The organism is Chamaesiphon sp. VAR_48_metabat_403 (genome assembly GCF_031422475.1).
GTDB lineage: Bacteria > Cyanobacteriota > Cyanobacteriia > Cyanobacteriales > Chamaesiphonaceae > Chamaesiphon.
The window spans coordinates 1-10,023 of record NZ_JANPLS010000260.1; the positions used below are offsets into that span (position 1 = coordinate 1).

The 10,023-nt window shown below is 46.7% G+C and carries 6 protein-coding genes; all 6 read right to left on the minus strand.

Going from position 1 to position 10,023, the window contains the following annotated elements:
* Positions 1–86: 86 nt before the first annotated feature.
* Complete coding sequence (locus tag RMO79_RS12040; protein WP_310483404.1) at positions 87–3,443, minus strand: ATP-binding protein; 3,357 nt, start codon at positions 3,441–3,443, stop codon at positions 87–89.
* 195 nt (positions 3,444–3,638) lie between these two features.
* On the minus strand, positions 3,639–7,136 hold the full coding sequence (locus RMO79_RS12045; protein ID WP_310483405.1) for a GAF domain-containing protein: 3,498 nt from the start codon (positions 7,134–7,136) through the stop codon (positions 3,639–3,641).
* An 89-nt stretch (positions 7,137–7,225) separates the two neighbouring features.
* The gene (locus RMO79_RS12050; protein WP_310483406.1) at positions 7,226–7,750 is read right to left on the minus strand and encodes a chemotaxis protein CheW; all 525 of its coding nucleotides are present in this window, start codon (positions 7,748–7,750) and stop codon (positions 7,226–7,228) included.
* 37 nt (positions 7,751–7,787) lie between these two features.
* On the minus strand, positions 7,788–8,150 hold the full coding sequence (locus RMO79_RS12055) for a response regulator (RefSeq protein ID WP_310483407.1): 363 nt from the start codon (positions 8,148–8,150) through the stop codon (positions 7,788–7,790).
* 2 nt (positions 8,151–8,152) lie between these two features.
* Complete coding sequence (locus RMO79_RS12060) at positions 8,153–8,287, minus strand: hypothetical protein (RefSeq protein ID WP_310483408.1); 135 nt, start codon at positions 8,285–8,287, stop codon at positions 8,153–8,155.
* Positions 8,288–8,353: 66 nt separating this feature from the next.
* The gene (locus RMO79_RS12065) at positions 8,354–9,658 is read right to left on the minus strand and encodes a response regulator (RefSeq protein ID WP_310483409.1); all 1,305 of its coding nucleotides are present in this window, start codon (positions 9,656–9,658) and stop codon (positions 8,354–8,356) included.
* Positions 9,659–10,023: the final 365 nt, after the last annotated feature.

The following is a 10,023-nucleotide window of genomic DNA, read 5'->3' on the forward strand; positions in this document are numbered from 1 at the left end:
GATAAATTAGGATCTTGGCGACAGTAGCTGAGGAACTCAAAGCAATACATTTGGGGCATTTCAATAAAGCAAACTACCAAGCGAAATTAGGGATGTTCTTGAAGGCGGAGGATGCCTTCTCTACCATGGCTGGCTTTGATAACTTGACAGCCAGCTTTGGTGAGGGAGCGCGCCAGACTTTGACGTTGGACGAGAGAATCGTCTACGACTAGGACTTGTAACTGTCTGCCCGCTTGGGGTATGGTGCGGTTGTTGAGTTGGTCGATCGTTTTGGCAACTTCGTCGGGAAGTGTGGTATCGGCAGCGGGAGGTAGTACTGCTTGAATGTTACCTGGTAGCGCGGCTACTTTTTTCGCCGCCAGCGGTTGGGTTGCTGTGGCGTTTGTCCGTACTCGTGCTAGCAATTCGATCGGATCGAGTGCGAGGGTGAGGCTACCATCGCCTAAGACGCTGTAACCTTGAATATAGCTGGGCAATCCAAAGGTGGTACCGAGCGATTTGACTACCAATTCTTGCTCGACAAGAATCCGGCTGACTTCGAGACAGATTTGCTCGTTATCGATTTCGAGTAGAAGTAAGGCGTTGGTGCTGTTTTTGGCTTTGACGGGGAAGAGACTGGTGACATCTTGCCGATCGGCTACAATCGGGCAATGATAATCGATTAGACTACTAACGGGATAAATGGGAATCAATTTGCGATCGGAACCTTCACCCAGGCGGAGGAAATTAGTAGCGCGATCTGATTGTAATGCTTGAGATTGGATCCGATCGGGCGTGGGGATTAGTACCTGGACGATTGCATCGGAGCGCAGCGCGTGAACGAAACCCTCGGACTCACAAATCATTAACCGAGTGGTGGTGAGATTGAGTGGGAATTGCATGGTGAAAGTGGTGCCTTTGCCAGCGACGGAGCGAACGTCGATCGTCCCCTGTAAGGCTCCAATTCGGTCGCGGACGACATCTAAACCGATGCCGCGTCCGGAAAGATCGTTGACTTTCTCAGCGGTCGAAAATCCGGGGGCAAACATAATTTCGGCTAACTCGGCTTCACTGGCGTTATTCGCCGTAGCGGCTGCGAGTAAGTTGAGATCGATTGCGCGGTTGCGGATTCGATCCCAGTTTAAGCCTTGACCGTCATCGCTGACTTCAATTTTGGTGCGGTTGCCTTGGTGGTAGACTCTGATAGTGAGTTGTCCGGTTTCGGATTTACCGTGGAGCGCGCGCTGTTCTGGCGGCTCGATGCCGTGGTCATAGGCGTTCCGAACCAGGTGAAGCAGCGGATCGTAGAGTTTTTCGGCAATAATTTTGTCGATCGAGACTTCACTCCCGATTAATTCGAGGCGAGCAGGTTTGCGATGGGAAGCGACCATCTGCTGGAGCAGACGGGGAAAGCGATTGAGTACGCCCGCAATTTCGACCATTCTGGCTTCAAATAGTTCTGACTGCGCCTCGGCGAGTAATTGTCGCCGTTTGTGCATTGTCAGCCGAGATCTTTGGGTCATTTCGGCTAAGTTCCCCACTTGAGTGCCCAATTCGGCCAGATCGTCGGTGAGATTTTGCAGCAGAATGCTCAATTCGCTATAGACATCTAATTCGAGACTGTCGAATTGAGATTTAACTTGACTATTGGTGGTCTTTTTCCCCGATTTAGATCGCTTTTTAATAGATTTGGTGCGGCGGGATTCGGCTTTTTGGCGATCGTCGATCGCCGCGTGTTTATCTGCCCAACTGCTGACTAGGCGCAGTTTTTGTTCGCAACGACGATATTGTTCGACGGTAGATCGAGCGAGTTTTTGGAGTTGTTGAGCGCGGAGATCTTGCTGGTTGTCGTCGATGAGCAATTCGCCGATGGTATGGCTGAGACGTTCGAGTTGGACGGTAGCCACGCGGACGCTGACAGATAAATCGGGTTGCGCTTCGCGTTCGGCAGGAGGACGATCGGATGAAGATTCTGGACTTTCGCCCATTGGTGCCAAATTGTCAAGCGAGATCGATTGGAAAATGCGATCGAGTCCAGATTTGGTGACGATTGCCAGTTCCGTACTCGCCTGAGTTTCTCTGGCGGCGATCGGATATAATGTCGGCTCGATCTTGCTGCTCGATCCGGCTAGTTCTGGCTCGAAGGTACCAATTTCGACAATCTCTGGTTCGAGATCGATGATGGTTGCATCGATGTTTTCATCGTCTACTAACGACAGCCATTCCGAAGATACCGCATCATTGCGATCTGTTGTGACTGGCGGATCGGCGATCGTTTCATCGTCTGATAGGGCTAGCCATTCAGTCGCGCTAACGGTTTCATCGCGATCTTCAGTCGATACTGGCGGATTGGCGATTGTTTCATCGTCTACTAATGATAGCCATTCTGATGATGCCGCAGCGTTATTCTCGTTGGGTTCCAACGACTCAGCGATCGGTTCATCGTCTACTAACGACAGCCATTCCGAAGTTTCACCGTTACTAGAGATCGATGTCGATCGATCTACACTCGGTTCGTCATCTACTAACGACAGCCATTCTAACGAATCGGAATTATTAGTAATAACTTCAGCCGCCGGATCGCCGATATTCGTGAAACCAGTCGGCTCGACTAACGACAACCAATCAGCAGAAGTATCTGCCTGATTCGATCGTGAAGATCCATGTGTATCGGGAGCCGAACCGCCACCCCAAGCTGCGAGTTCCGCAGATACCTCGCCGCCAATCGATCGATCTCCCCCAGCGATGGCGATTTGGGCTTGTTGAAAATTTGCTAAAGCAATCGGCGCGAGCTGTAAAACTCTAGCCGGATGGGATTCTAAAGCAGAAAGCGTTGAAGTGGCAATTGCCGCAATTCCGGGCAAACTGTAAGATCCTCCCAGCTCTAGTAAAAATTCGGCTAGCGATCGGAGACTTTCACTAACTTTATTGTCTTGTTGACTGGCGATCGCCGCAGCTAAATCTTCAAGATCGTGCGGGATACTGTCGGTGAAAATCGACCCGATCACGTCAAATCCCAATTCCGCCGCAGTCGGTAAGGGTGTCTCGCGTCCGAAAAAGTCACCCAGATGAGTTTGCAATCTGGCAAATAATGTTGCCGTCCGTTCTAGGGTAGCGGCTTCATCGTAGGGAACTTTGGCAAGTAAGGCACTCAAGGGGTCGTAGAGGCAATCGTAGCCCTCCATTAAGAGTAAACCTAGTTCGGGGTCGATCTCTAGTTCGGGCGGGTACAGAGCCTGGAAGACATCTTCTAGGTGATGCGCGATGGTCTCGATCGTTTTAAATCCACAGTTAGCCGCGCTACCTTTAATCGTATGTGCCGCTCGCATCAGGGTATGCACGCGTTCGATCGTTTTTTCTTCTACTAAACTCAGTAGCGTTTGTTCGATCGTTTGCAGTAATTCCGCCGCTTCGATCTCAAAGTATCGATCGAGTGACTCTTGAAAATCTAGATCGTCGGTCATTTTAAGTATTAGGTGTTAGGTGTTAGGTATTAGGTATTGGTTGTTAGTTATTAGGTGTTGGTTGTTAGGTATTAGGTAGTGGTTATTAGGTATTAGGTATTGGTTCTCGAAGCGATACTTGCGTTCTCAAACCCAAAACCTAAAGCCTAAAACCTAAAGCCTAAAACCTAAAGCCTAAAACCTAAAGCCTAAAACCTAATCAACCTTAAATCGGCTCACACTAGTTTCCAGCACTTGCGAGGTCTCGATGAGCTGTTGGCAAGATTCGGAGATTTGGAGTGCGCTGTCGGAGCTAAGATTAGCGATCGTGGCGACATCGATCATGGCTTCGCTCAGTTTTTGGGATTGTTTGGTTTGGGTGCCCGCAGATTGACTGATGGCTTTGACTAATTCGCTGATTTGGCCAGTGGCAACTACAATTTCGCTGAGGCTCTGTCTGGTTTCGTTGACCAAATTTGTACCTTGAACGACTTGCGCGATCCCGATTTCCATTGCTTCGGTAACGTCGTTGGTATCGATCCGAATTTCGTCTACCAATCGTTCGATTTCGGTTGTGGCATTGGCGGACTGATAAGCCAGAGAGCGGACTTCATCGGCTACGACGGCAAATCCTTTCCCATATTGTCCGGCGCGGGTGGCTTCGATCGAAGCGTTGAGTGCGAGCAGGTTGGTTTGGGTGGCGAAGTTTTCGATCAGGTTGACTACTTTAGAAATCTTTTGGAAGGTTTCGCCCAGACGTTTGATTTTCTTGGCTGTTGTAGATACTGTGGAGCGGATTTCGAGAATCTCTTCGACAGTGCTTTCCATCAACGTATCGCCATTTTGCACGGTGCGGTTGGCAGATTGGACGACAAGTTCGACTTTTTGAGCGAAGTCGGCGACTTCTTTACTAGAAGCAGCCATCAAATCTACTTGTACCAAGGCGCGATCGAGTTGTTCGAGTTCTTGTTGCGCTTGAGCGGAAAGATTATTGACCAGGACGTTGTTTTCACTGGAGGTGCTGCTGACGCTAATCGCGGCAGTCTGAACTTGGCGGACTAGTTCCCGCAGGCTTTGGATGGTGGTGTTGTAACCGTCAGCGATCGTGCCGATCTCGGTTTCAGATAGCGGCGCGCGGACGGTTAAATCGCCTCGGAAGGAGGGGCCGATCGCTTTCAGGACGCGCAGAGCCTCCGATTCCAATTCTTGGCGGTTAGCCCGCTCTCGATCGACGATCGCCGATAGTTCTCGTTCCTGAGTGCGGACGCGTTCTAGATATTCAGACAGTTGTAGTGCCGTCCCAATTTGCATGGCAACTTGCTCTACGACCGCACGTTCGGAGATATCCCAAGCGCGAGGCGCATCGTTTTGGTAAATTCCGAGTAATCCCCACAATTTATCGCCAACGAAGATCGGTGCGAGAATGTAGGCTTTGGCTTGATATTTTTCTAAAGACTGAATGTAGCAGTCGGGGAATTTCCGAGTGTAGATGTCATTAACCGCCGTCGATTTTTCACCGTTGGCGTATTTACCACCTTTAGTATTTTGGAGGTGAGTATCTACTTCAGTAATATCTTTGGTCGCCCATTTCCGCAGGATGCAGCGATCGTTGGGAGTGCGATCGCCACTGAGAATGCGATCTTTGTCCTGTTCGACTAGTAACGATACCCAGCCGCTACCGACTGATTCGGCCACAACTTGACCGCTCCAGTCAGGGTTAAACTGATAAACGACAGCTCGATCGGTTTTAGAGGCTTGACGGATTTCTTGCACGACAGTGCTAAAGACATCATCGACAACTAGCGATTGGCGAATCTTATCAGCAATCCGATTGATGGTTTGTTCTTGTTCGGCACGCTTTTGCAATTGTTCGATATAATCGAGTTGCTCCATCGCAATCCCAACTTGGAGTCCGATTTGTCTGAGGGTTTCGACTTCATCTTCCTGCCACTGATACGCCGCAGAGTTGTAATATACGCCCATCAGTCCCCACAATTTGCGATTGGCACCAAAGATCGGGGCGATGATATAAGCACGAGCTTCCATCTGTTCTAACAGTTGGACGTGGCAAGTTTGGTGGCCGATAGTGTAAATATCGTTCACCGCCAGACAACCGCCATCCTTATAACGTCCGCCTTTAGTCCGTTGTAAAAAGGTATCTTGAATAAACGGAATCATTTTGACCAGATCCGACCAACCCGGTGCGGCGGATTCCGCAACAAATTGTCCGCTAAAGTCAGGGTTAAATTGATAGATGGCTGCACGCTCGACGTTTAGGAGTTTGCGAGTATCGAGAGTGGCAACTTGCAAGACATTCTGGACACTTTTGGCAGTTCTCAAGCGTTCTTGCAGTTTGGCCAAGCCGCGCTCCCGTTCGAGTTGGCGTTCCATCCGAATGTTCTGAAACTGTGTGTGACGGCGGCTGGCGGTTTGTTGGAGCGGGAAACTAAAGTTTTTGGCAAATTCCACCATGGCATCGATCTCGGATTGCTGCCAGTTGCGGGGGCCAGAGTTTTGATAGACACCGAGTAAGCCAATTAACTGGTTGCTGGCGACGATCGGCACGACGATGTAAGCTTTCATTTGAAAGGGTTCGAGCTTCTCCATCACGGCGCGATCCAAGCCTCTGGTCTGGAGATCGTTGACCACGTAATAAGGCTTGTAGTTTTCGCCAGTGACGTAATAATCGCCATCGAGTGAATTGCCCGCTTTTGGCCAATTGCTACCGACGGATTCGCCGATAATTTGACCGCTCCAATCTCGATTGTAAGCGTACACCATCGCCCGATCGGCTTGAAAGTGATGGCGGATCTCATCTAAGGTGGTCTGGATCAAGACCTGAGCTTCGCCTTCGATCGCGGCCAAGAGGTCGCGGCGTTGGGATAATTGCAGTAAGGGTTGATTGGGTTGAACCGCAAGTGTTAGTTCCAGCGATAATTGGGACAGAAAAGCAGTCTCCGCTTCCGACCATTGGCGGGGTCGATCGCATTGGTGAACTACCAATAAACCCCAAACTCGACCCAAGCTGAAGGTATTAGTTGCCGCTGAATAACCATTAATTAGAATCGGCAAAGTGACAGTTGCCTGCACTTGATATTGTTCTAAAATTTGTTGTTGGTAAGGGCTAGTTTCGCTATTAATTAAGGCAATCGCCCGCCCAGATCGATCGTCGGTAAGCTGCTCGAAGCCAAAACCAATCTGGGGAATTTCGGTATTTAGCGTTGGTGTCAAACCAAGTTGGACGGCTTCAGCGATGACTTTACCCGTGCTAGCCCCAGTCAATTGATAAATCAGCACGCGATCGGCATTTAGCAATGCTTTGATATCGGCAACTGCACTCGTGAATGCCGCCAAGGGTGATGTCGATTGTCTGATCTTAATCGCAATTTGATGAGCTTTTTCGGCATCGATCCCCGCAGGTGCAGACATAGCAGTCGGTTGGGGATTAGTGCCGGGTACGGTTAAAAATCCGGCTAATTCTCTCGCTTTGCGGATGTTTTGGCGAAGTGAGTCGGAGTTGGGACTATTCGAGTTTTCGAGTTTAGTTTGAGTCTCTTGGAGCAGGGACAATAATTGTTGTTTGGCAGTATTACTAGTCATGGTAGCGCGATCTGAATTAGACATATTTTGTTGTGTAGAGAGGTTGACAGGATCGATCGGATCTGTAGCTTTGGTGGAGCGGTCATCCGCAGAACTAAATAGATTTTTGAACATTGGTAATATTTTTATTTACTAATTACTAGCTCTTGACTATAAGATCGTGCTCAAGTTAAATTATCGATCGATAGTAATGTTTTTTAGATCTAGATAATGGTATGAATTACCTGTTTAATATCGATGACGACCCGCGATTGTTGCTCGGCATCGATAAAATAGCCCGACAAAAACGACCGCATTCGATCGGCAAACATTGCTTCGCCGATTGGCAAACATTGTTGAAGATCGTAAGTTTCGATCGTGCCGACACGATCGATTAATAATGCAACCGTTTCATTTTGAATTTGAAATAGCATTCCCATACCAGTAGTGAGCTGAGACTTACTTAAATAGCCAGATCCACCCATTAAGTGAGCCAGATCTAGTACCCAAGTTGCCTTACCACCATAATTAATAATGCCCAACAACGACTCATTCATTTTGGGAACTGGTAAGATTTCCGCCAATGAAATTTTGATGGTCGCCCGTAAATCCATTAATGGAATTAACGCATTCAAACTATCGCCGATCGTAAAGCCGAGAAATCGGCGATTATCTTCCTGAAGTGATGGTTTATGAGTTACTAATTTCTGACTGAACGAAGGTGGCATCTGATTAATAATTTTACTCATAACTGACAACTCATTATTTATAATTCACAGATTTAGCTCAACCAATTAACCGATTTACTGTTTGTAATAATGTCGGCTCATCTACTGTTTTACTTAAATAAGCATCAGCACCGCTCATATCGCCCCAAGTCCTGTCGATCTGTTTATCTTTAGTAGAATAAATCACGATCGGGATATTTTGAGTCGATGGTTCAGTTTTCAGCTTGCGACATAACTCAAAGCCACTTTCGCCAGGTAAAATTACATCCAACACGATCAAGTTTGGCTTGAAAGTTTTGAGTCTAATTTCGGCTTCCTCTCCACTAGTAACTACTAAAATCGAAAATCCTTGCCCTTCCAGACACTTTTTAAGTCTGTCTGCTTCTAACTTACTATCTTCAACGATTAAAATTTGACTCATAATTAATTACCACCTACAACAAGATATTTATCGATCGTTTTCAACACAGCTTCCGCCTCGACGGGTTTTCTGGGTAAACCCGTCGCTCCCACCATTTTCGATCGCATTCGATCGATTAAGCCATCTTTACCAGTCAAAATAATTACTGGGATATGTTTTAAACTGGGAGTCTTTCGGATTTGTTTGCAGTCTAATTTTCATAATTAATTACCATCTACAACAAGATATTTATCGATCATTTTCAACACAGCTTCCGCCTCGACGGGTTTACCCAGAAAACCCGTCGCTCCCACCATTTTCGATCGCATTCGATCGATTAAGCCATCTTTACCAGTCAAAATAATTACTGGGATATGTTTCAGACTAGGAGTTTTGCGAATTTGTTCGCAGACTTCATAGCCATTAGTAATTGGCATTAATAAATCTAGGAAAATAAAGTCAGGCTTATTTCTAATTAAGCTCGGCATAATTTTGAGCGGATCTTGAACGCCATAACAACGATAGTGGTTTTCAGTTAAAATCCGTTCTAAAGACTGATAGATTAAGATACTATCGTCGATACAAGCAATTAATGAATCCTTAGCTTCGCCAGATTTGGGCGTGGCGATCGCAATTGGCGATTGTGTCAATCGATCGATCGGTCGTTCGAGCGTCCCAGTACTTAGCTGGCTGCTAATTTCGCTACTTAATTGACTGCTGTTTTCTGCACTCAATTGACTGCTAACGTCTGAATTATTCGATCGACTAATTCTCGACTTAGGCTGAGAAGATAAATTTATAAATCCCGATCTTAGTAACGGTAATAAAGTGCTAGTAAAATTAATAACAGATTGCCGACTATTCGCAGCCAAACTCCGCAGAGATCGATTGCCATCGATCGCCAACACAGTATGATGTAAGTCGGGATTGCCAGCTAATTGGTTTAGATCTAACGATGCAGATACCAATGCAAACAAACTGGGCGCGTAAGCCGCTAGCCCGACATTAGACCATTCTTGCCATGTTTGAATCGCTCTAGTTAAAATCGGTTCGATTTCGAGTAAAGGCAATACTAAATTTAATTGAGTATTACCCGCTCCCGTCTGCGTCAGTTGATACGATAACCGATTACCGCTGTGCTGGCTAAATTGAATCACATCGAATAAACTTTCGATTGCCATTCTCCCCACCAGTTCGGCACATTGCTGCCGATCGATTGCTTCTTCAACTAATAGTCCTGCTAATATATTGGAATCTAATACTGTTTTGTGCGGATTATTAACTTCTGCCAATTTTTCAGGTGGTAAATTGAGGTTAGCTAAGTTGAGATTTCTCTGCCAACAACCGATCGGTTCGATTCCACCATCAACCCAGCCAAAACGTCCCAGTCTAAAGGAGAAAATCCAATTTGGATGCTTATCTACCTTGATAACTAAGTTACCACTAAAAGATTGAGATTTAATATTCTTGAGCTGAATTATTAAATCCTTAAAGCTGATCCCCGCTAATTTTTCGCCACTTTCAATCATTGTTTTTTCCGTCAATCTTGCTGAAGATTTTTCATAAAAGCAATTGTATAATTATTATCTACATTGGATATTTTAAAATAATAGTCTGTCGATAGAAAACGATCGATCTAGCCTATGAAAAAATTCTGTAAATAATTTACACAGAGGTACTTAATTGCTATATTAGACAACGTTCGATCGCTTTGCGTGCGATCTCGATCGCATCATATTCCTGCTGTTCCATCGGCGGCTGGTGCCAAAGCTAGTTTTCGATCGTTACTTAGTTAGTATTCCCAGATCTAACTCATAAGAAACCAAATCGCTGTAAAAATCTTTGAGAGGGGAGACGGGGGGAGGGGGGGACTGGGAGACTGGGAGAGGGGGGG

Bases quoted from the DNA above. Each gene is read 5' to 3' on its own strand.
- RMO79_RS12040 (WP_310483404.1), bottom strand. From the start codon at position 3,443: ATGACCGACGATCTAGATTTTCAAGAGTCACTCGATCGATACTTTGAG.
- RMO79_RS12045 (WP_310483405.1), bottom strand. From the start codon at position 7,136: ATGTTCAAAAATCTATTTAGTTCTGCGGATGACCGCTCCACCAAAGCT.
- RMO79_RS12050 (WP_310483406.1), bottom strand. From the start codon at position 7,750: ATGAGTAAAATTATTAATCAGATGCCACCTTCGTTCAGTCAGAAATTA.
- RMO79_RS12055 (WP_310483407.1), bottom strand. From the start codon at position 8,150: ATGAGTCAAATTTTAATCGTTGAAGATAGTAAGTTAGAAGCAGACAGA.
- RMO79_RS12065 (WP_310483409.1), bottom strand. From the start codon at position 9,658: ATGATTGAAAGTGGCGAAAAATTAGCGGGGATCAGCTTTAAGGATTTA.